This is a genomic window from Rothia uropygioeca, assembly GCF_004136585.1.
In the GTDB taxonomy this organism is placed as follows: Bacteria; Actinomycetota; Actinomycetes; order Actinomycetales; family Micrococcaceae; genus Rothia.
Genome location: NZ_NOIR01000002.1, coordinates 461511 through 482620 on the forward strand (window position 1 = coordinate 461511; position 21110 = coordinate 482620).

At 60.6% G+C, this 21110-nt stretch carries 20 protein-coding genes, 1 tRNA gene and 1 other RNA gene; 10 read left to right on the forward strand and 12 right to left on the reverse strand.

What is annotated here, in order from left to right:
- Positions 1-19: 19 nt before the first annotated feature.
- The 4 genes from EWR20_RS06365 to EWR20_RS06380 all read right to left on the reverse strand — a co-directional run bounded on the left by EWR20_RS06365 (position 20) and on the right by EWR20_RS06380 (position 3497).
- On the reverse strand, positions 20-1168 hold the full coding sequence (locus EWR20_RS06365) for an AMP-binding protein (RefSeq protein ID WP_129359780.1): 1149 nt from the start codon (positions 1166-1168) through the stop codon (positions 20-22).
- Complete coding sequence (locus EWR20_RS06370) at positions 1165-1758, reverse strand: biotin transporter BioY (protein WP_366150738.1); 594 nt, start codon at positions 1756-1758, stop codon at positions 1165-1167. Before EWR20_RS06370 ends, EWR20_RS06365 begins: the two co-directional genes overlap by 4 nt.
- A gap of 139 nt (positions 1759-1897) precedes the next feature.
- A complete protein-coding gene (locus EWR20_RS06375; RefSeq protein WP_129359781.1) occupies positions 1898-2791 on the reverse strand; it encodes an anti-sigma factor domain-containing protein in 894 nt (297 codons plus the stop codon).
- Positions 2778-3497 carry a sigma-70 family RNA polymerase sigma factor gene (locus EWR20_RS06380; protein WP_238147617.1) on the reverse strand — a complete coding sequence of 240 codons (720 nt, stop codon included), beginning with the start codon at positions 3495-3497 and terminating at the stop codon, positions 2778-2780. Before EWR20_RS06380 ends, EWR20_RS06375 begins: the two co-directional genes overlap by 14 nt.
- A 325-nt stretch (positions 3498-3822) precedes the next feature.
- On the opposite strand from EWR20_RS06380, the gene def reads away from it, so the two are divergent.
- A complete protein-coding gene (gene def / locus EWR20_RS06385) occupies positions 3823-4404 on the forward strand; it encodes a peptide deformylase (protein ID WP_129359782.1) in 582 nt (193 codons plus the stop codon).
- Between the two features lie 39 nt (positions 4405-4443).
- Here def and EWR20_RS06390 read toward each other — a convergent pair whose 3' ends face one another.
- Positions 4444-5205, reverse strand: coding sequence for a YaaA family protein (locus EWR20_RS06390; protein WP_129359783.1), 762 nt, complete (start codon positions 5203-5205; stop codon positions 4444-4446).
- Between the two features lie 28 nt (positions 5206-5233).
- Between EWR20_RS06390 and rnpB the strand changes: the two genes are divergently transcribed.
- Positions 5234-5604, forward strand: an RNA gene (gene rnpB / locus EWR20_RS06395) — RNase P RNA component class A.
- Positions 5605-5629: 25 nt separating this feature from the next.
- Here the strand turns inward: rnpB and EWR20_RS06400 are convergent.
- Positions 5630-6538, reverse strand: coding sequence for a Nif3-like dinuclear metal center hexameric protein (locus EWR20_RS06400; protein ID WP_129359784.1), 909 nt, complete (start codon positions 6536-6538; stop codon positions 5630-5632).
- Positions 6539-6633: 95 nt separating this feature from the next.
- On the opposite strand from EWR20_RS06400, the gene msrA reads away from it, so the two are divergent.
- The 3 genes from msrA (at position 6634) to epsC (ending at position 8975) form a co-directional block, all read left to right on the forward strand.
- Entirely contained in the window at positions 6634-7161 is a 528-nt protein-coding gene (gene msrA / locus EWR20_RS06405; protein ID WP_129359785.1) for a peptide-methionine (S)-S-oxide reductase MsrA, read from the forward strand.
- Between the two features lie 83 nt (positions 7162-7244).
- Positions 7245-8180 carry a cysteine synthase A gene (gene cysK / locus EWR20_RS06410; protein WP_129359786.1) on the forward strand — a complete coding sequence of 312 codons (936 nt, stop codon included), beginning with the start codon at positions 7245-7247 and terminating at the stop codon, positions 8178-8180.
- 210 nt (positions 8181-8390) lie between these two features.
- The gene (gene epsC, locus EWR20_RS06415; protein WP_129359787.1) at positions 8391-8975 is read left to right on the forward strand and encodes a serine O-acetyltransferase EpsC; all 585 of its coding nucleotides are present in this window, start codon (positions 8391-8393) and stop codon (positions 8973-8975) included.
- Between the two features lie 75 nt (positions 8976-9050).
- Here the strand turns inward: epsC and gndA are convergent, their stop codons facing one another.
- The 3 genes from gndA to EWR20_RS06430 form a co-directional block, all read right to left on the reverse strand.
- Entirely contained in the window at positions 9051-10580 is a 1530-nt protein-coding gene (gene gndA / locus EWR20_RS06420; RefSeq protein WP_129359788.1) for an NADP-dependent phosphogluconate dehydrogenase, read from the reverse strand.
- 187 nt (positions 10581-10767) lie between these two features.
- A tRNA-Val gene (locus tag EWR20_RS06425) sits at positions 10768-10840 on the reverse strand.
- Between the two features lie 131 nt (positions 10841-10971).
- Positions 10972-11385, reverse strand: a complete 414-nt coding sequence (locus EWR20_RS06430; RefSeq protein WP_238147618.1) for a DUF3052 domain-containing protein — start codon at positions 11383-11385, stop codon at positions 10972-10974.
- A gap of 350 nt (positions 11386-11735) precedes the next feature.
- On the opposite strand from EWR20_RS06430, the gene aceE reads away from it, so the two are divergent.
- The 5 genes from aceE to fabF all read left to right on the forward strand — a co-directional run bounded on the left by aceE (position 11736) and on the right by fabF (position 18401).
- A complete protein-coding gene (gene aceE / locus EWR20_RS06435; RefSeq protein WP_129359789.1) occupies positions 11736-14477 on the forward strand; it encodes a pyruvate dehydrogenase (acetyl-transferring), homodimeric type in 2742 nt (913 codons plus the stop codon).
- 102 nt (positions 14478-14579) lie between these two features.
- Positions 14580-15482, forward strand: coding sequence for an ACP S-malonyltransferase (locus EWR20_RS06440; RefSeq protein WP_129359790.1), 903 nt, complete (start codon positions 14580-14582; stop codon positions 15480-15482).
- Positions 15483-15511: 29 nt separating this feature from the next.
- Complete coding sequence (locus EWR20_RS06445; protein ID WP_129359791.1) at positions 15512-16540, forward strand: beta-ketoacyl-ACP synthase III; 1029 nt, start codon at positions 15512-15514, stop codon at positions 16538-16540.
- A 215-nt stretch (positions 16541-16755) separates the two neighbouring features.
- Positions 16756-16998 carry an acyl carrier protein gene (locus tag EWR20_RS06450; RefSeq protein ID WP_129359792.1) on the forward strand — a complete coding sequence of 81 codons (243 nt, stop codon included), beginning with the start codon at positions 16756-16758 and terminating at the stop codon, positions 16996-16998.
- A 134-nt stretch (positions 16999-17132) separates the two neighbouring features.
- Complete coding sequence (gene fabF, locus EWR20_RS06455; protein ID WP_129359793.1) at positions 17133-18401, forward strand: beta-ketoacyl-ACP synthase II; 1269 nt, start codon at positions 17133-17135, stop codon at positions 18399-18401.
- A 159-nt stretch (positions 18402-18560) separates the two neighbouring features.
- On the opposite strand, the gene EWR20_RS06460 is transcribed toward fabF, so the two are convergent.
- The 3 genes from EWR20_RS06460 to EWR20_RS06470 all read right to left on the reverse strand — a co-directional run bounded on the left by EWR20_RS06460 (position 18561) and on the right by EWR20_RS06470 (position 21045).
- Positions 18561-19067: a DUF3145 family protein gene (locus tag EWR20_RS06460; RefSeq protein ID WP_129359794.1), complete on the reverse strand. Its 507-nt coding sequence runs from the start codon at positions 19065-19067 to the stop codon at positions 18561-18563.
- Positions 19068-19249: 182 nt separating this feature from the next.
- Entirely contained in the window at positions 19250-20200 is a 951-nt protein-coding gene (locus EWR20_RS06465; RefSeq protein WP_255411249.1) for a tyrosine recombinase XerC, read from the reverse strand.
- A complete protein-coding gene (locus tag EWR20_RS06470; protein ID WP_165000976.1) occupies positions 20197-21045 on the reverse strand; it encodes a uroporphyrinogen-III synthase in 849 nt (282 codons plus the stop codon). Before EWR20_RS06470 ends, EWR20_RS06465 begins: the two co-directional genes overlap by 4 nt.
- Positions 21046-21110: the final 65 nt, after the last annotated feature.

Sequence of the window (21110 nt, forward strand, 5' to 3'; positions counted from 1 at the left end):
TTACCAGCTAACGGTGTGTTCAGCGAAGCGCCTGGAATTCTTCGGGCGAGAGTCGCCGGATTTTGCCGACCCCTGTTCGAGGCAGGTATTCGCATGTTTTCCATAGCCTGGGAAGCTGAGCTGGGGTCAGATGACGCCGGGCCATGTCTTGAATGGACGTCAATGGTGGCGGGCTCTCTATCCGGTTCGTCTCGATGGCCGCGGCCACCAGATGCCCGGCACGCCCGTTGGGGATGCCGAGTACGAGTGAGGCGGATACTCCCGGCATCGAGTTGAGCACATCTTCGACCTCGGCGGGTATGACGGTGGCTCCCGCCGTGAGAATGGCGTCATCGTCACGACCGTGAAGCTCCAGCAGACCATCGTTGAGTCTTGCCCTGTCTCCGACTGTTGCCCATGGCCCGTCGGCTCTGAGGCCACTACCGGTGCCCAGTACGGCAAGTGCGCGTTGACTTGTCCGGACCCAGAGGATGCCGTCCCGGATTTCAAGATCTACACCGGGGAAGGCACGGAGACCATCCCCGGCGTCGGCGGCCACCAGGGACAGCTCTGCTGCGCCAAAGTAGCTCACGACGTGCAGTCCGTGGTCCTCGGCTCTAACCCTGAGCGGCGCAGGCAGTCTGTCTCCTCCGACGATCGCGGACTTCAGAGCCGTCGGGTGGCCGGCGTCGAGGAGGTCGACTACGTCTCGCAGGTGCCACGGGGTGCCGTGCATGACCGTGGTTTGGGCGATGTCATCGGGAACGATTCGGCGCGTCCTCGGAACGTGGAAGCGGAACCCTGTGAATTCTGCGTGGGACGCAGCATAGGTAGCCATGGACGAGACCGGGTGGACGGGGATCAGCATCAGGTCCTCTGAACCGATCTTCGCCAATCGGTTCAGACCCGGATATGAGATATCCCAAGAGTGTTGGGTTCTCACGACGATGCGTGGTTCCCCTGTAGTGCCGGACGTCAGGGCGGCCCACGCTGCCTGGCTCGGAACTCTTGCTTCGGAAGCCCTCTTGACCAAAGAATTCCATCGAGCTTCGCTCCAGCGCTCGTCACCGACGAGAGGGACGCCTCCCTTGCGCCGGATGGACAGCGCTTCTCGCAGAACGTGTCCGTGATCCCGCCCCCTCACGACGCGGATACGATGCGGGGAAATGTCGCCGTCCGTTGGTGTCACTTCTGGAATGCTCTCGGGTAGGCCTTCCAGAGCCCCATGGTCACGAGAGTGGCGATAACGACCTTGATGAGATCGCAGGGGAGGAAAAGCAGCGATGCCGTAGCGGTCTGGGCCAAGGACATTCCGGTCACGGCCGCCTGCACGGGTATTCCGACTGCGTAGAGCGAGATCATGCCTCCGAGGATGCAGCCAACAGATACTTTAACCCATGTGGGGCGCCCATTTCCTGCCCGCACGACGACGCCGACCACAGCCGCTCCCAGGATCCACGCAACGAGATAGCCGGCGCTCGGGCCGACGAATGCGCCCAAGCCGCCGCGCCCTCCAGAGAGCAATGGCAATCCCAAGGCGACGAGCGCCAAGAACAGCGTCATGGACAATGCGCCCCGCCATGGACCGAGAACAGCACCGGCAAGCATGACGCCTAACGTTTGTGCCGTAATCGGGACCAACCCGGGAAGCGGGATGTTTCCTGGCATCCCCAGGACCCCGACCAGGGCCGCGAAAACCGCAATGTAGGCGATTGAATGTGCAGCCGAGGCGGGCGCCGCAGGAGTGGCCGTCGGGGTGTCACGGGATACTGAACTCACTGTCTGCTCCATTTCTTTCACGGACGCCGTGGGCCCATGAGACCGTGAAGGGCCAGTCGAATCCGACTGTCGGATTTTGAACAGTGTTCAGATTAGCCGAGAAGTGCACAATTTTCCGCATTGATGTCTTATGGGTTCGTCAGCTTTCGGATTCGAGCATGAACGGATCGCCCGTAGGCGAGGTCGCGTCCTTGTTTTCCACAGTCACACCGAATGCCGCTACGTCACGAAGGTCCTGGTCCGTCATGGTGGTCATTTCACCGCCCGAAGCCGAGTCGGAGGTCTCTCCGGAATTCAGGGCTCCCTTGCCGATGACCTGATGATCTTTGTCCATGAGCCACATCATGTAGACCTTGCCCTCGGGCAGTTTCGGGAGATCATTCGTCGCGACTCCCGCCATGTTGTGCGAGGCGGAATACATCACGGAAATATTCGCGCCATCCATATTTCCCTTGGCCAACGAAAGATCGGAGGCCGCGGAGAGCTGGCCAATAACCGACGTCGACGAACTCGACTGGGCTTGCGCCGCGGAGAGTTCGGATCGGGTCGCATCGAGCTGACGCTTCTGATCCATTCCCCAGACCCCAGCGAAGACTGCCAGTCCAGCACAGGCCGCGGCCACAACACCGGAGGCAACATTCCAACGGATGCGGGCTTTGAGGCGGTTCGGAGGCAGTTGGTTGAGAGACTTCCCATCGGCCGGGCCCGAAGAGTCATGCTCCGAAACGACCGGGAAGACTCTCGACGGGTAGTCCTCCTCGAGAGTGTCCACTCCTCCAGCTGCGTGCCGAGGGACGCGATTCAGCTGTGGAGTCGCCTGAATCTGTCGCATCACCCGTTCCTTGAGGGCCGCGGGCGGCTGTTCTGCCGGAATCGACTGGCCCAGGGCAGCGCCCACCTGACTCCATTGATCCGCCAGTTCTTTCTGCTCCCGAGAGGCCTCAGCCTCGAATCTTTTCTGCTCCTCGGGCTCCAGAGCGTCGAGCGCATATGCAGCGACGGCGTCCTCCAAAGGATTTTCAACTCGCTTCATATTCGCCTCCCAACTCGGACCGTAGCCGCTTCAATCCCTGTCTCATTCTCGTTTTCACCGTGCCCAGCGGTATCTCCAACATTGTGGCGATCTTGCTCTGGGACAAGCCGCCAAAGTACGCCAATGTCATCACCTCTACCTGGGTTTGCGGTACACGCGAGAGGGCCGCGTGAACGGATTCGCTCTCGAGGCTCTGCTGGACGGTGGACTCGACGTGCTCATACGTTTCCCTGAACTCGGTTTTCCCCGTGCGCATCTCCCGATCCCAGGCCGACTGTGTCGCACGGACCCTGTCCACCGCCCGGCGATGGGCAATCACCGTGACCCAGGATCCCACCGCGCCGCGGGAAGGATCGTATTGAGGAGCTTTCTGCCACACCTCGAGGAAGACTTCCTGGGTGACTTCCTCGGCGTGGGAACGGTTGCGCAGAATGCGCTGGACGAGACCATAAATCCGAGGAACCAGCAGGTCGTACAAGCGCTCAAAACAGTTCTGGTTGCCCCTCGAGGCACAGCCCATCAAGGCTTCGAGCAGATCGTGCTCGCTTTCCGAGGCCCTGACGGCTTCCGCCACTTCAGGATCCCGGGGCTCTTCGTCCGTGGCACGGAAGCTTCGGGCCATAATCACCATTGTCATTCCGCCGGCCTGTAGACCGGGCTCGAAACCACCTAGTTTTCCAGAGGCGGTCTTGCGCTGAGTGATCACACGTCAGATGATCCGACGGTGAGATGGACACCGCAACAACCTCTGCACAAGGGGTCGCCGAACGTCACATCATGTTTTCTCCCGTCATCCTAGTCTTTATTCGGTCCACTCATCTGAAGGTGAAGCCTCGACCCACGGACAAGCGAGCATCAACGAATCATCGGAAGTTGCCGAACTGGTTATATGAAGTATTCGGAGCCGCCCACCCAATCGGTTTTCTCCCCCACCTGGTGGGGACCCCATAGCACCCGCCCGAAGAGCCAATCGACAGAAAGATCGATACGGTATGGGTAGACATCAACACTTGATCTGCACTGGAGACCTCATGCCCGTACGCCCCATCGTGATTACCGGCGAACCCGTCCTGCACGCACCGACGCAATCAGTCACGGTCTTCGATGACGATCTGCGCACGCTTGTGGCCGACATGTACGAGACCATGGACCTCGCCCATGGAGTAGGCCTTGCGGCAACACAGGTCGGCGTCCCGTGGCGGCTTTTCACTTTCTCCTATGAAAACGACGACGACGCCCCCGACCGAGGGGTACTCATCAATCCCCGTCTTACGCTCGGCAGAATTTCCGAGGTGGAACCGGACAAGGAAGAAGAAGCCGAGGGCTGCCTTTCGGTACCGGGTCTCTCCTTCCCGCTGAAACGCGCCGATTGGGTCCGAGTCAATGCCCAGGACGAGTTCGGAGCACCCATCGAGTTCGAGGCAAATGGGTGGTTCGCGCGGGTCATGCAACACGAGACCGATCACCTGGACGGCAAGCTCTACGTCGATCGCCTCAATGAGCGATGGGGAAAGCGAGCCAAGAAAGCCATCAAGAAGGAAGGCTGGGGGGTTGCCGGCCTGACGTGGACGCCCGGGGTCGACGAGGACCCATTCGGCCACTCCGAAGATTAAACATGAGGTCTAACTTGACCTTTGAACTTCGCGTATCACCTAGTCACTACCGAGAACCAAAGTCAAGGATTGCCCCGAACCGCCCCCTTCCTGAAACTCAACTTTCCATTGAGAGTTAAGAATCTCGACGAGTTCTGGGACGCTCTCAGGCACCATTTCGGATTCGAGGAGCGCTCGGGCGACTTTCCCGCGGAAATGTTTGGCCATATGTGAGACGACCTGACGTTTGCCATCGAGTTCCCGTTCGACCCGAATCGTCACCGTCCTCTCGGAGGGTGCCCTCCATGCCGCCGCATAGCTCGATGACCTGCAATCGATCACCAGATGGCCTCGGCTGTATTCGTCCAGAACCGGCTTGAGCTCCGATCGCCACCACGCCGCGAGGGTGCCCTTCGGTGCGACCCTGGACCCCATGGACAAGCGATAAGCAGGTATTACATCTTCTGGTCGCACCGCTCCCCACAACGCGGAGATGACCACCACGGACCGTCGAGCCCGCTCCTTGGCATTCGTCGAGAGGCTCGGGTAGTCCAACGCGTCGAAAAGCACCCCGGTGTAGACGTCTAGCGCCGGTGCGCTGGCTTCGTGAGCGAGACGAGTGTTCCGTTGGACCTCCGTGGTCAAGCTAGGACCCGTTTTAAGGAAGTCGGCAGCGTCGTCACGAGAGCTGACCTCAATGAGCCGCTCGAGCATGGCTTCGCGGGCTTCTGTGAGTTCGGGAAAGCTCAGCTCCGAAAGGTTGACGCTCGGACCTGAATCGGGAGCGGTCTTGGACTCTGAGGGAGGAAGCAAAATCAACATCCCTTCCAGTGTAGAGTTGTCCAACGGACGGGTCGGCCGGGCGATCGCGCGGCGTGTATCACGCCTCGAGGAAAGTCCGGGCTCCGCAGGGCAGAATGGTGGATAACGTCCACTCGGGGCAACCCGCAGGCCAGTGCCACAGAAAGCAGACCGCCCGCCTCGGCGGGTCAGGGTGAAACGGTGGTGTAAGAGACCACCAGTTCCCGCGGTGACGCGGGAAGCTCGGTAAACCCCATTCGGAGCAAGGCCAGACAGAGTGCGTCACGAGGGCTGCTCGCCCCAAGCATTCGGGTAGGCCGCTTGACCCCTTGAGCAATCAAGGGGCTAGATGGATGATCGCCGCTGCGCAAGGGAAACCGAGCGCCAGTACAAAACCCGGCTTATAGGCCGACCCGTCCCCCGCAAAGCAGAGAAAACGTAACGTCTATTGGCCTGCGGTCCGTCGTTCCCGCGCATAGCCGATCGCATCCGGTTCCGTCGACGCGGATGACGGGGCGGAATCCGGATGAATTGTGAAATCCCAGGGATCAGTATTGAGACTGCTCAACAGCGTTTCGACCTCATACCCTTGCGCAGCCAGCCTGCTACGGAGCATCCGTGCGCCATGAGCGAGCCACAGTTCTTCACTCGCGAAATGCGAACAGTCGATAAGGTACGGCTTTCCCCCGGCCAACAGCGCGCGTTCACGTGCTTCTGACGCCGGATGGTGCCGAAGATCTGCAGTGACGTAAACGTCGACTTCTGCGCTCCGAACCTCGGCGAACAACGAATCTCCCGCACCGCCGCACACCGCAACGCGGCGCACGACGCCGTCCCTCGGACCAGCGATTCGGAGCCCCCCAGCGGTCGGCAGCAAAGTGGAGGACAGCCTCTGGCCCAATCTCTCGAGCGTGATTTCCTCCGGAAGGTCACCTACCCGGCCGATCCCGGTCTCGGAATCGGGGTCACACAACGGAACGGAAGTCTCGATTCCACAGGCTGTCATCAGCGCATCAGAGACGCCTCCTGCCATGCTGTCCGCATTGGTGTGGGAAGCCAACAGGCCGCATCCGCCTTCAATCAAAGTATGCAATACGGCGCCCTTGTCGCTGGACGCCGGCAGAAATTGGGCGCCGCGGAGCAACAACGGGTGGTGGGTCAGGAGCAATTGGCACTCGGCCCCGACCGCTTCCCGCGCAGTGGCTTGGACGGCATCTACCGCGAACATGATTCTTCGGACGAACTGGTCTCCTCGTCCGCTCACCAGGCCGCTCGCGTCCCACCCTTCGGCGAGCGAAACTGGCCAGAGTTCATGAGCTGCACGGACGACGTCGTTCAAGCGAGGAGTCTTCATGAATCCAGTCTAAGGATTGCCGTATTCATTGCCACGGCTCCCCCAACAGCGAACCCCGGTGACGTCACGGCTCCGGGAGGACCAGAATGGAGCGCATGAAAGAATTCACCGTAGCCGCCGGATGTTTCTGGTGCTTGGATGCCGTTTACCAACGAACTCGAGGAGTGGAGTCCTCGGTCTGCGGATACACCGGAGGCCGCACGTCCCACCCGACCTACGAAGAAGTTTGCAGCGGCAGCTCCGGTCACGCCGAGGCGATACGAGTCCGATTCGACGAGAACGTGGTTCCGGAAGACGTCATCATGGACATGTTCTTCACGACCCACGACCCCACCAGCTTGAACAGGCAAGGGTACGACGTCGGGACTCAGTACCGTTCGGCCCTGTTCTATAAGGACGAAGAAGAGAAGAGATTCTTCCAGAGCCAGATCGACCGGGCTCAACAGCTCTTCGACCGGCCGATCGTCACGACTTTGGAGCCGCTCGAAACTTTTCACCCGGCAGAAGACATTCATCAGAACTTCGAACGTGAGAACCCCAACAACGGGTACTGCCAAGTGATCATCGATCCCAAGCTCCGCCGAGCCAGGGAATATTACAAGATGTGGCTCGTAGCCGCCTAAGGCGGCACTCACGGGCTACCGTAGTGAAACAGTACGGGACCTTTCTCGTTTACGCCGTTTTACAGCTCTAGAAAGGCGACAACATGGCTAAAATTCTCGACAACGTCACCGAGGCCATTGGGGCGACCCCATTGGTCAAGCTCAACCAGCTGGACAAGGACCTGCCCGGCAACGTGGCGGTCAAACTTGAGTTCTACAACCCCGCTAATTCCGTCAAGGACCGCATCGGCAAGGCCATCATCGATGCCGCCGAGAAGTCGGGACAGCTGCGTCCGGGTGGGACCATCGTCGAGGGCACTTCCGGCAACACCGGCATTGCCTTGGCCATGGTCGGTGCCGCACGGGGGTACAAGGTCGTTCTGACCATGCCCGAGACCATGTCGACCGAACGTCGAGTGATGTTGCGCGCCTACGGCGCCGAAATCGTCCTGACCCCGGGTGCCGAAGGCATGCGCGGCGCCGTGGACAAGGCCGCCGAGATCGTGGAGAACTCAGACAACGCCGTCCTGGCCCGTCAGTTCGAAAACGAAGCAAATCCCCAGGTTCACTACGACACCACCGGACCCGAGATCTGGGATGCCACCGATGGCGAGGTCGACCTGTTCGTTGCGGGCATTGGCACAGGCGGAACCATCTCGGGCGCGGGCAAGTACCTCAAGGAGCAGAACCCGGACATCAAGATCGTTGCGGTAGAACCTTCCGATTCCCCGCTTCTGACCGAAGGCAAGGCCGGCCCTCACAAGATCCAAGGCCTCGGTGCCAATTTCCTCCCGGAGACGCTGGATCGCGAGATCTACAACTCCGTAACCGACGTGAACCTCGACGACGCCGTCCGCGTCGCCCGACAGCTCGGTGCAGAAGAAGGCATCCTCGGCGGTATCTCTTCCGGAGCCAACGTCTGGGCCGCATTGGAAGAGGCCAAGAAGTCCGAGAACGAAGGCAAGCTCATCGTGACCGTGGTTTGCGACTTCGCGGAGCGTTACATTTCGACCGTTCTGTACGAAGACATCCGCGGCTGATCACCACTCACGTTTCAGTACGCAGCCTGTGCCCACGCGAGAATTCGTGTGGGCACAGTTCTGATTTCGGCCTCCGTCCCCGTTTGCGGGAATAGGGGCGGCAAATCAGCGGTTGAACCCAGACGAAGCATCTGCATCCCACCTGTACCTCGCCGGCAGCCGAGTGCCTCAGAGCCCTCTGCGCCCGCACCCCACGATGAAAGCGACACCGTGAGTTTCCTCAGCCGTCTCAGGGAAGACCTGACCACAGCACGCACGCACGACCCCGCAGCGCGAGGGGACCTTGAAATTGTCCTCAATTACTCGGGACTTCACGCCATTTGGATCCACCGGATAACTCACCGGCTGTGGCAGAAGAATGAGCTTCGCACCCTGGCCCGCACCCTTTCCCAGCTCACCCGCTGGCTCACCGGGATCGAAATCCATCCGGGGGCAACCATCGGTCGACGCTTCTTCATTGACCACGGTATGGGCGTCGTGATCGGCGAGACCACCGAGATCGGTGACGACGTCATGCTCTACCACGGAGTGACCCTGGGCGGCCGTTCCCTGGAGAAAGTCAAGAGGCACCCCACACTCGGGAACCGCGTCACGGTCGGGGCGGGCGCCAAAGTTCTTGGACCGATTGTGATCGGAGACGATTCAGCGGTCGGCGCCAACGCCGTCGTCGTGCACGACGCCCCCGCTTCATCGATCGTCACCGGAATTCCGGCCGAGGCACGTCCCCGGACCCCGGAGAAGAAAGCACCATTAGTCGATCCGGTGACCTACATCGACCCGGCCATGTGGATCTAAAGTCTGCTTCTGTTGACGAAAACGCCCGCTCGCGATTCACTGCGAGCGGGCGTTTTCGTCAATAACCGGGTCGAACTACTTGGTCTGCCGGCCCACGGGAGCAGGAGCCTTCTCGCCCGCGCTGCTGACCTCTGAACGGTCCTCGGACCACAAGGTGTGGAAGGTTCCGTCTTCGTCGACGCGTTGATACGTGTGAGCGCCGAAGAAGTCCCGTTGTCCCTGGATCAAGGCGGCGGGAAGACGGTCCCGACGGAGGCCGTCGTAATAGGACAGTGACGAGGCGAAGACCGGGACGGGAACGCCCAGGGCCGTAGCCTTGCTGACCACACGACGCCAGGACGGCAGCAGATCTTCGAGGGTGCTCAGGAACCCGGGAGCGAGCAACATGTTCACCGGCGCGTTGTCTCCCTTGTACGCCTCCATGATCTCCGCAAGCAGTTCGGCACGGATGATGCAGCCGTTCCTCCACAGCGACGCGATGGTGTCCAGCTTGAGGTCCCAGCCGAATTCTTCGCCGGCGGAAGAGAGCATGTCCAAGCCCTGGGCGTAGGAAACGAGCTTGGAAGCGTACAAAGCCTTGCGCACATCTTCGACGAACTCGGGATCGCCCTTGGCGACCCCAGTTGCTGCGATCAGGCCCGCGGGCAGCTTCTCCTGCGCTTCTTCGCGCGCAGCGGCATTGGATGAAGACAGTGCCCGCGCGAAGACTGATTCAGCGATCCCCGACACGGGGGAACCGAGATCAAGAGCAGACTGAACGGTCCACCGACCTGTTCCCTTCTGTCCCGCCTGGTCGACGATGACGTCCACGAGCGGTTTACCGGTCTTCTCGTCCACCTGGGACAGCACCTCTGAGGTGATCTCGATCAGGTACGAATTCAGATCGGTCTTGTTCCACTCCTGGAAGACCTCGGCCTGCTCCTGGGGTTCGAGGTCGGCAACGGAGCGGAGGAGATCAAAGGCTTCCCCAATAACCTGCATATCGGCATATTCGATGCCGTTGTGGACCATCTTGACGAAATGACCGGCGCCATCTGTATCGATCCACGCGCAGCACGGGGCGCCGTCGTCGGCTTTGGCTGAAATCTTTTCGAGCATGGGACCGAGAGACTTGTAGGACTGCTTGGAGCCACCCGGCATGATCGACGGTCCGTTGAGAGCTCCTTCTTCGCCACCGGAGACTCCGACACCGACGAAGTGCAGGCCGTGTTCGGCGCACTCCTTCTCGCGTCGGATCGTGTCCTTGAAGTAGGAGTTTCCGCCGTCGATGATGATGTCGTCCTGGTCCAACAACGGGATCAAGGATTCGATCACGGCGTCAACCGGCGCACCGGCCTTGACCATGATAAGGATCCGCCTTGGACGTTCCAGAGAGTCGACCAATTCCTGCAGGGTTTCGGTCCGGATGAATTGACCGTCCTCGCCGTGTTTGGCCAACAGCTCGTCGGTCTTGGCTGTGGTGCGGTTGTGCAACGCAACGGTGTAACCGTTGCGGGCCAGGTTGCGCGCCAGATTGGCGCCCATAACCGCCAGACCAGTCACACCGATCTGCGCCTTGCCGGAATTTGCCTCGGACTTTTGGGGAGAAGTGCTTTCAACTGCCATGAGTCCAGATTACGCGCAAAACGTTGCTGACGAGCAGGGGCACCCCGAAAACTGCTTCGGGATCGCACACGGCGTACACATGACCGGAACATGACGACGCGGTGGGGACACCGTGAGCTGATCTTCCCCTACAGCAACGCAGACGGCCGGCTCCTTCTTGTGAAAGGAACCGGCCTTGTGCTGTCGGTGGGTCCTACCGGGATCGAACCGATGACATCCACGGTGTAAACGTGGCGCTCTACCAGCTGAGCTAAAGACCCTTGACAATCGAGTGGGCCGCTTTTACAGCGGCCAGCACCCGATCTGATTGATTACAGTACATGAACCGATGAACCGGTGTTAATTCGAGAAGGGCTTCAACGCCGTGGCGTTGAACACACCCTCTCGAGACTCAGAATCGAGTCGTCACCAGTCGTGTCGCGGACCACTCTTCGCTGACCTGAACACTCGTGGTGAGCTTGAGGCCGGCCGTCGGAGCCGCTTCCTGAATATCGGCAGGTGGCACATGACCGTCCCGCCCCGCTTTTGGGGTCATGACCCAGACAACACCGCCCTCGTCCAGGGTGGTCAGCGAGTCGACAAGGGCGTCCACGAGGTCACCTTCGCCATCTCTCCACCAGAAGAGAACGGCGTCCACAACTTCCTGGTCTTCTTCGTCGAGGAGCTCGGATCCGGTGACGTCTTCCAGATCGTCCCGAAGGGCGAAATCGACGTCCTCGTCATATCCGAACTCTTGGATGAGATCCCCATCCTTGAAACCAAGCAGGACAGCCGGACGATCTCCGGCGGTCTTGGTCTCGCTCACGTATTTTCCTCCTGAATATTGGATCGCTCCGGACATGCCCCGGACCGAGCTTTGCGATGGGTGCATCGCAATCGCGTTGACTCTAAGCCAACACTGGATTGCCTACACTATCAAGTAGAACCAGGCAGTGGGTGATCCCGAACACTGTTGAAATTCTAGTTTCCCAATTCTACGGGGATCGGAGGGCTATTTTGCCCTCCAAGCCGGGGCCGATCAACGTCAAAAGTCATCCTGACCCGATCAGTTGTGACACCATAGGACTAAAGCCCAGGTGGGTCGAGTGTGCCTGCCGTTATCATCCCGTCACGGGATGTGAGCTTTCTCCTCACATCGACAAAGAGAGGTTCAACGTGGCTCCCTCAGAGACGAATGACCACATCCTCAGTGCCCTCACCCTGGGCCTGTCGGATCAGGACCACGAAGAGACGTCAGAATGGATCGAGGCATTTGATGCCTTGGTCGAGGCACAGGGCACGGAACGTGCGCAGTTCATCATTCGACGCCTTCTCCAGCGTGCTGGTGCCAAGAGCATCCAGGTCCCGACCGTCACCACCACGGACTACGTCAATACGATCCCCGTGGATCAGGAACCCGAATTCCCCGGCGACGAGGAAATCGAGCGCCGGTACCGTGCCCTCATGCGTTGGAACGCTGCGGTCATGGTCCACCGTGCGCAGCGCCCCGAAATCGGGGTAGGTGGTCACATCTCCAGTTACGCAGGTGTCGCCACACTGTACGAAGTCGGTTTGAACCACTTCTTCCGCGGCCAGGACCACCCGGGCGGCGGAGACCAGATCTATTTCCAGGGCCACTCCTCGCCCGGTAACTATGCCCGCGCATACCTCGAGGGCCGTCTGACTGAAGAGCAGCTCGACGGATTCCGGCAGGAAAAGACCAAAGGCGAGAATGGCCTGCCGTCCTACCCGCACCCCCGGTGTAAGGACGATTTCTGGCAGTTCCCGACCGTTTCGATGGGCTTGGGACCCCTCAACGCGATTCACCAGGCCCAGTTCAACAAGTACCTTGACAACCGCGGTATCAAGGACACCTCGCAGCAGCACGTCTGGGCTTTCCTCGGCGACGGTGAGATGGACGAGCCGGAGTCACGCGGCGCTCTTCAGCTCGCCGCCAATGACAAATTGGACAACCTGACCTTCGTCGTCAACTGCAACCTCCAGCGCCTCGACGGACCGGTTCGCGGTAACGGCAAGATTGTTCAGGAACTTGAAGCCTTCTTCCGCGGCGCAGGCTGGCACGTCATCAAGGTCCTGTGGGGCCGCGAGTGGGACGAACTGCTGGACAAGGACCAGAACGGCGAGCTCGTTCGCATCATGAACGAGACCTTGGACGGCGATTACCAAACATACAAAGCCGAATCCGGTGGATTCATTCGCGAGCACTTCTTCGGCCGGTCCCCCGAAACCAAAGAGATGGTTTCGGACATGTCCGACGAAGACATCTGGGCGCTCAAGCGCGGCGCGCACGACTACCGCAAGGTCTACGCGGCCTACAAGCAGGCCATGGAGACCAAGGGGCGGCCGACCGTCATCCTCGCACAGGGCGTGAAAGGCTACGGCCTCGGAAGCCACTTCGAGGGACGCAACGCGACACACCAGATGAAGAAGCTGACGCTCGAGGACCTCAAGGTCTTCCGTGACCGTCTGCGTATCCCGATCTCCGATGAGGAACTCGAAAAGGACCTCTACGGAGCGCCGTACTATCATCCGGGCAAGGACTCGCCCGAGATCAAGTACATGCTCGAGCGTCGCAAGGAGCTCGGCGGATTCATCCCCTACCGTGACGGGTCTCAGCGCGAGCTCGTTTTGCCTTCCGACAAAGCCTACTCGGTAGCGAAAAAGGGCTCTGGAAAGCAGATGGCCGCCACGACCATGGCGTTCGTCCGCTTGCTCAAGGACCTCATGCGCGAGAAGGAATTCGGCAAGCACGTTGTGCCGATCATTCCCGATGAGGCCCGCACATTCGGCATGGATTCGTTCTTCCCGACATCCAAGATCTACAACCCGAACGGGCAGAACTACCTCTCCGTGGACCGCGAGCTGATGCTGGCCTACAAGGAGTCCGCGCAGGGACAGCTTCTTCACGTAGGCATCAACGAAGCCGGGGCTACCGCCGCATTCACCGCGGTCGGTTCTTCGTACTCGACCCACGGCATCCCCATGGTTCCGGTCTACATCTTCTACTCGATGTTCGGTTTCCAGCGCTCAGGCGACGCCTTCTGGGCGGCCGCGGATCAGCTCTCCCGCGGATTCATCGTGGGCGCGACCGCTGGACGCACGACCTTGACCGGCGAGGGTCTGCAGCACATGGACGGGCACTCGCCCATTCTGGCCTCGACCAACCCGGCAGTCCGCCATTTCGATCCGGCGTACGGCTACGAGATCGCGCACATCGTCAAGCGCGGCCTCGAGCACATGTACGGTACCGGAGACGAAGACCACAACGTCATGTACTACCTGACGGTGTACAACGAGCCGATCGTTCAGCCGGCCGAGCCGGAGGACGTGGACGTCGAGGGCATCGTCAAGGGCATCTACTTGCTCAAGCCCGCCGAGGTCGACGGTCCCCGGACCCAGTTGCTCGCATCCGGCGTGGGTGTTCCGTGGGCGCTTGAGGCGCAGGAGATCCTCGCGAAGGATTGGAACGTTTCCGCCGATGTGTGGTCCGTGACGTCCTGGAACGAGTTGCGTCGTGACGGTCTTGCGGCCGAGCGGGAATCGATGCTCAACCCGGAGGCGCCGGCACGTGTACCGTTCGTGACCCAGCAACTCGAAGGAGCTGTGGGCCCGATCGTCGCGTCGTCCGATTTCGTCTCCGAGGTTCCGGATCAGATTCGTCAGTTCGTTCCGAACGAATTTGCAAGCCTGGGGGCCGACGGTTTCGGGTTCTCCGACACTCGTGCCGGTGCCCGGCGCTTCTTCCACATCGATGCGCACTCGATGGTGGTCCGTGCCCTGGAGATGCTTGCACGACGTGGCGAGGTGGATGCGGACGCGCCCTCCAAGGCGATCGAAAAATACGATTTGTTGGACGTCAATGCGGGAACCAGCGGCAATGCCGGTGGCGACTCGTAATCGATGAAATCGGCGCTGTGGTCGGCTCCTGTGAAGGGGTCCGGCCACAGCGCTTTTTACTGCGACGTGACTGATTCGAAGGATTCTGGAAAGCTGGACATCGTGTTAGCAATACTTTGCCCTGGACAGGGCTCACAAAAACCCGGGTTTTTGGCCCCGTGGCTAGAGTTAGATGGCGTTTCCGAAAGGCTCTCGACCCTCGGAAACGCGGCGGGCCTCGATCTCATCCACTATGGCACCGAAGCCGACGAGGAAACCATCAAGGACACCGCGATCGCACAACCGCTGATCGTTGCGGCAGGAATAGTCGTCGGCGAGCTTCTCGGGGAGCGTATCGGTGAAAGACGAGTTCTGTGGGCAGGCCACTCGGTCGGTGAAGTCACCGCCGCAGCGCTCTCCGGTGTCATGACGCCCGAGGACGCGATGCGTTTCATCAAGGTTCGCGGCGACGGCATGGCGAGGGCCTCCGCAGCCGAACCTTCAGGAATGGCGGCCGTACTGGGCGGCCAGGAAGAAGACGTCCGTGCTGCCATTGAGGAAGCCGGTCTGACCGCAGCTAACGCGAACGGCCCCGGCCAGATCGTGGCGGCCGGATCTGAAGACAAACTTCAAGCCTTTGCCGAGAACCCACCTGCAAAGACGCGCGTCATTCCGTTGAAGGTTGCCGGCGCGTTCCACACTTCCTACATGCGCCCGGCGGTCGGCGACCTGCAGGAGATCGCCCACGAGCTACCGACGCACGAACCCGTCACAACCCTTTTGTCCAACAAGGACGGCAAACCGGTCACCTCCGGTGCGGCGGCCCTCCAAGGCTTGGTCGACCAAGTGACCCGCCCGGTCCGTTGGGACCTGTGCATGCAGACCATGCTCGACGAAGGAGTGGACCAGATCCTCGAACTTGCTCCAGCCGGAACGCTTGTCGGCTTGGCCAAACGGGGCATGAAGGGGATTTCCGCGACTGCACTCAACTCGCCCGACCAACTCGACGACGTCGTCACCGAGTAAAGCCAGCCCAGCGAGGAAAAGAGACCAGCGTGGTGACTCTCAAGACCAAACCCGTTCAGAAGTCAGCCAAGATCCTCGGCCTTGGTGCCGCCCGGCCGGACGTCGTCGTGACCAATGATGACGTGTGCCAGTGGATCGACTCATCTGACGAATGGATCCGGACGCGGACCGGTATCAATACGCGGCGTCGGGCCGATGCCGATACATCCGCCTTCGACCTCGCGGTCGAGGCTGCCAAAGAAGCTTTGGACAGTTCAGGTGTCGCGGCCGAACAGATCGATGGCGTCATCGTCTCGACGGTCTCGCATCCTTACGCGACCCCCTCGATGGCCGCCAAACTTGCGGAGGAAATCGGTGTCACGCCTGCCCCCGCATATGACATTTCGGCGGCTTGCGCCGGATATTGTTACGGAATCGCCCAAGCCGACTCGCTCGTCAGGGCAGGTACGGCCAGGAATGTGCTCGTCGTCGGAGTTGAGAAGCTGTCCGACTTCATCGACAATTCCGAACGCTCCATTTCGTTCTTGTTGGGCGACGGCGCCGGCGCGGTCGTCATCGGGGCTTCCGATGAGCCAGGGATCGGCCCTACGGTGTGGGGCTCCGACGGGTCCAAGTGGGAAACCATCAATATGACCCACTCCATGCTCGAGCTACGCAATCGGGACTGGGTCAACAATCCGGTCGAAGACGGCGAGAAGGTGTGGCCTACTCTGTACCAGGACGGTCCGACCGTTTTCCGGTGGGCAGCGTGGGAGATGGCGAAGGTTGCCCAACAAGCTCTCGACGAAGCAGGCCTCGAGGCCGAAGATCTGGGCGCTTTCATTCCCCACCAGGCGAATATGCGCATCATCGATCAGATGATCAAGACCCTGAAATTGCCTGAGAACGTGGTGGTTGCTCGCGATATCGCGGATTCCGGCAATACCTCCGCGGCATCGATTCCGCTGGCCACCCACCGGCTGCTCCAGGAAAACCCTGAGTTGTCAGGACGTCCCGCCCTCCAGATCGGCTTCGGCGCCGGACTGGTCTATGCTGCGCAGGTCGTCATCCTCCCCTAGCCACCCAAGCCGGAGCAACTGGCTCCGCCTCGGATCAACAAGATGTAAAACCCAGCACGTCAGGCAGAGATATCTACCGGCGCGTCGGGCATCGAAACGATACAGTAAATAACGGATAAAGCCCGTGAACGCGGGACCCCACGGCTCTGCGGAGCCGCATGCATCCCACGCGCCGCGCGAACGTCGCGTGATCACGAATCAAAGGAGTACACACCATGGCTGACAAGAACGAGATCCTCTCCGGCCTGGCCGAGATCGTCAACGAAGAGACGGGCGTCGAGACCGCCGACGTTCAGCTCGAGAAGTCCTTCACCGAGGACCTCGATATCGATTCGATCTCGATGATGACCATCGTCGTCAACGCCGAAGAGAAGTTCGGCGTGACCATTCCGGACGAAGAGGTCAAGAACTTGACCACTGTGGGCGACGCAGTCGATTTCATCGCCAACGCTTCCTAGGAGTTGTTGGGTACGGGCGCGGTGCCTCGGGTGCCGCGCCCTGGCTTCTCCCCAAGTGTTACCCCCGCCCACGGATAGGTCGTCCGGTGCGGACCATGCCCCGAATCCACGGGCGGAGATAAGAAAGACGTGAGATGAGTCAGAAAGTAGTAGTCACTGGCCTTGGGGCGTTCAGTCCCATTGGCGGGACCGTATCCGAGACGTGGGAGAACGCCCTTCAGGGTGTCTCCGGCATCAAGGCCATCACCGAGGACTGGGTTTCGCAGTACGATCTGCCCGTTTACATCGCGGGTCGCGTCAGCCAGTCAGTTGAAGATTCCGAATTCATTTCCAAAGTCGAGTCCAAGCGCCTTGACCCATCGGGCCAGTTCGCTGTCATCGCCGCACGGCAGGCATGGCAGGACGCTGGTTTCAGCGCTTCGGACGCCGAGGAAGCCGAAGAGCTCGACCCCGAGCGGCTTGCGGTCTCCTTCGGTACCGGAATCGGGGGCGTGTGGACCTTGCTGAATAGCTGGGACACTCTCCGGGAGCGTGGTCCCCGGCGCATTCTGCCGATGACGGTCCCGATGCTGATGCCGAACGGATCCTCGGCAGCCATCGCACTGAATCACAAAGCTCGCGCAGCGGCACAAACCGTGGTTTCGGCATGTGCTTCCAGCACCGAGTCCTTGCACGTCGCGCTCGATCTGATTCGCAGCGGCAAGGCCGACGTCGTCATCTCGGGAGGTACCGAATCGGCGATCCACCCCATGACTTTGGCGTCCTTCGCGAAGATGCAGGCTTTGTCCAAGCGCAACGACGACCCCGAACGCGCGTCTCGACCGTACGATGTTGACCGTGACGGGTTCGTGATGGGCGAAGGGTCGGCCGCACTGATTCTGGAGTCGGAAGAACACGCTAAGGCCCGTGGGGCCCGCGTATATGCCGAGCTGGCAGGTACCGGTGTTTCCTCGGACGCCTACCACATCACTGCCAATGATCCCGAAGGTTCCGGAGCCGCGCGCAGTATCGACGAAGCCTTGAAGGCCGGCGAAATCGATCCGAAGGACGTAGTGCACGTCAACGCTCACGCGACGTCGACCCCGGTGGGCGATCCCGCGGAAGCGACCGCTCTGCATGTGGCCTTGGGCTCGCACACGGACCACATTGCGGTTTCGGCGACCAAGTCCATGACGGGACACCTTCTGGGTGCTGCCGGAGCTCTCGAAGCGGTCATGACCGTTATGGCGTTGAAGGACCGGAAGGCACCTGCAACCATCAACCTCGAGAACAAGGATCCCGAGATCGACCTGGATGTCGTGACGGATGCTCGTGATTTGCCGGCCGGAGAGATCGTGGCGTTGTCCACGTCGTTCGGATTCGGCGGACACAACTCGGTTGCTGCATTCCGCACGGTGGACTGACCTGACGGTCCAAGGGCCGGTCCCTGGCGGGCCGGTGCTTTCAAATAAAAACGAGGACGCCCGGACAGGATCACCTGTCCGGGCGTCGTCGTCCCTTGATGCGTTGCGGCGCGGGAAGTCTAGGGTTTGTGGGGCCGTGGGCTGCCGAGAGACCGTGTCTCAGCCGACTCGGTGGAGATATCTGACGTTCGAAGGTTCGGTCGCGCAGGCACGCAACGGTTCGAGTTCGGTATCCCATGCTTCACCGAGTGCCAGCGAGAACTGGCGGAGGAGCGCTGTGGCGTCACCGCGAGCGGCCTCGTAGGCATAACGCACGCGATCCTCGGTGATGACGGTATTGCCCGTCGAATCAATCATCGCGTAGAAGATACCGAGTTCCGGCGTGTAGGCCCACCGTCCTGCGTCGGCTCCGGGGCTGGCGTCTTCGAAGACTTCGAAGCGGATGTTCTTCAAACGACGAAGCGCCGAAGCTATCAGCGCGCCAGTGCCCTGAGGCCCTTCCCATTCGAGGGTCGTCCGGACCTGATCCACGGTAGCCGTCTGGTCACACCACTGAAGATCCGTTGACTGACCAGCCACGGATTCTAGCGCCCAACGAATATGAGGGCACAACGCTTTCGGGGCTGCGTGTACGTGCAGAACCCCCTGAGTCGGAATCATGCTCACAGTAGCTCCCCTGTAATCGACAGATACGTCTTCCCCTACGATCTGTTAGCGGTTCGCTCTGATGAGTCATTCCTCAACGATCACCATTGTGCCCGATCATGGTGCGGAGCACAAAGCCCCGTCGCAGATGAACGGCGAATTCCCAGGCTCGGTGTTCGTGACGGCCAGTGGGCCTGCCTCTTTTACGCCCGGGGGTGAGCCCTGCGGTAGGTCTTGGCGAGCCGGTCGACCGAGACATGGGTGTAGATCTGGGTTGTTGCAAGAGTTGAATGGCCCAACATTTCCTGTACTGCCCGTATATCCGCACCCCCGTCAACCATGTGAGTCGCCGCGGTGTGTCGGAAGACGTGTGCCCCCGACGCGCCGGTACTCGTGGCCCGCGCCAGGATCTCGTTCAAGTCCTCCCGAATCTGGCGTTGCCCCGCACGGGTTCCTCTCGTGCCTACGAACAGAGCGCTTTGAGCGCCCTTGACCCATTGCGTCCGACCGGACTCCAACCAGGCCTCAACAGATTTCATCGCGGGCAGCCCGAGGGGTACCGTTCGTTGTTTATCGCCCTTGCCGACCACGGTGATTGTTCTGCGCTCCGCGTTGATACTCGAAAGGTCCAGCCCGCATAATTCCGAAATTCGCAGACCCGCACTGTAGAGCAGCTCGACCACGGCGATCGTACGAAGGACATGAGGGTTTCCCGGCCTTTGCTTGAGATCATGTTCGAGAAGGGACAGGATTTCCTTCATGTCTTGCCCACTCAGGACCTTGGGGAGGGATCTTCGGCCTTGGGGCGATTTGAGCCGGGCCGCCGGGTTGTTCGTGACAATGCCTCGGCCCTCGGCCCAGGCGAAGAAGGAGCGAACGCTGGACGCTTTGCGAGCCATGGTGCTTCGAGCTTCGTCACGTTGGTACCCCTCCGCAAGCCAGTTGCGAAGCTCCTCGAGCTCGATCTGCCCGAGCGAATCCGCACCGGCCTCTTGAACCGATAGGAACAGGTCTTTCAGATCCGATGAATAGGCCCGAACCGTTTCAGGACTACGGGCTTTCTCATACACGAGGTAATTCTCGAATCCGCCCAAAGCTTGTGCGAATTCCTCTCCGAGCTCACGTGTGCGCGGACTGGCTTCTCGTTTTTTCACGACGTTGTTTCCCCCAAAGAGGCCTCGGGGAAAGATTCTGCCCACATGGCGACACGCTTCAAGAGCGCTCCGAGTCGAAACCTTTGCGGGACGATCGCTGTCAGACCCGCATCCAGGAGCGGCTGTGCCGTGACTGATCCGACGGCGAAAAGGCCCGTCGTGGCGTCCGCCGAAAGGCGACGCAAAGCCTCTCGCTCCTGAGCAGAGACGTGTCGCATCCACGCCTCTGCTCCCCCTGCTGAGGTAAACAGCACGCCGACCCGTTCGCCCGTGGTCGCGTCGATGATGCTTCGGCGGATGGCGTCGGAATCTGCGGATTCCGCGTACTTGTACGTGACGACGGGCGTGACCTCGGCTCCCAGGGAACGTACGACATCGTCGAGACCGTCGGCACCCATGCCGTGGTGCTGGACGACCGCCTTTGTTCCGGTGAGGTCCTCCCCCTCAAGATAACGAGCCACATCGTCCGCCGTTTCCTTCTGGGATACCCACTCCACGTTCAGCCCCTCGGCGAGGATCGCTCCGTTGGCTTTGGCGCCCCGAGCCAAAAAACGTGCCCCACGCAGGGCACCCAGGAGAGGCTCTTTGAGGCCGGCCTGATCTGCAGCGGCCAACCACCCTCTCAACCCCACGCCCGTGGTCACAATGACCAGATCGGGCGGGGACTCGATGATTCTCCGGGTAATGCCCGGTAGGTCCTCGTCTTCCAAGACGGGAGTGGTGATGATCGACGGGCAGTGAAAGACCTGAATGCCTTTACGGCTGAGGGAAGACTCTATGTCGTCGGCGCGTCGTTGCGCCGTAACGTGAATACGCACCGGCTGATCGCTGCTGCTTTCGGACATGTCGCCATTCTCCTCGCCAGTTGGTGGAAATGAACCCAGGGGGCTTGAACTACTGTACCCACCCG

Excerpts from the sequence above, each read along its gene's own strand:
- def (WP_129359782.1), top strand. The coding sequence starts at position 3,823 with ATGCCCGTACGCCCCATCGTGATTACCGGCGAACCCGTCCTGCACGCA.
- cysK (WP_129359786.1), top strand. The coding sequence starts at position 7,245 with ATGGCTAAAATTCTCGACAACGTCACCGAGGCCATTGGGGCGACCCCA.
- EWR20_RS06450 (WP_129359792.1), top strand. The coding sequence starts at position 16,756 with ATGGCTGACAAGAACGAGATCCTCTCCGGCCTGGCCGAGATCGTCAAC.
- msrA (WP_129359785.1), top strand. The coding sequence starts at position 6,634 with ATGAAAGAATTCACCGTAGCCGCCGGATGTTTCTGGTGCTTGGATGCC.
- gndA (WP_129359788.1), bottom strand. The coding sequence starts at position 10,580 with ATGGCAGTTGAAAGCACTTCTCCCCAAAAGTCCGAGGCAAATTCCGGC.
- EWR20_RS06400 (WP_129359784.1), bottom strand. The coding sequence starts at position 6,538 with ATGAAGACTCCTCGCTTGAACGACGTCGTCCGTGCAGCTCATGAACTC.
- EWR20_RS06470 (WP_165000976.1), bottom strand. The coding sequence starts at position 21,045 with ATGTCCGAAAGCAGCAGCGATCAGCCGGTGCGTATTCACGTTACGGCG.
- EWR20_RS06375 (WP_129359781.1), bottom strand. The coding sequence starts at position 2,791 with ATGAAGCGAGTTGAAAATCCTTTGGAGGACGCCGTCGCTGCATATGCG.
- EWR20_RS06390 (WP_129359783.1), bottom strand. The coding sequence starts at position 5,205 with ATGTTGATTTTGCTTCCTCCCTCAGAGTCCAAGACCGCTCCCGATTCA.
- fabF (WP_129359793.1), top strand. The coding sequence starts at position 17,133 with ATGAGTCAGAAAGTAGTAGTCACTGGCCTTGGGGCGTTCAGTCCCATT.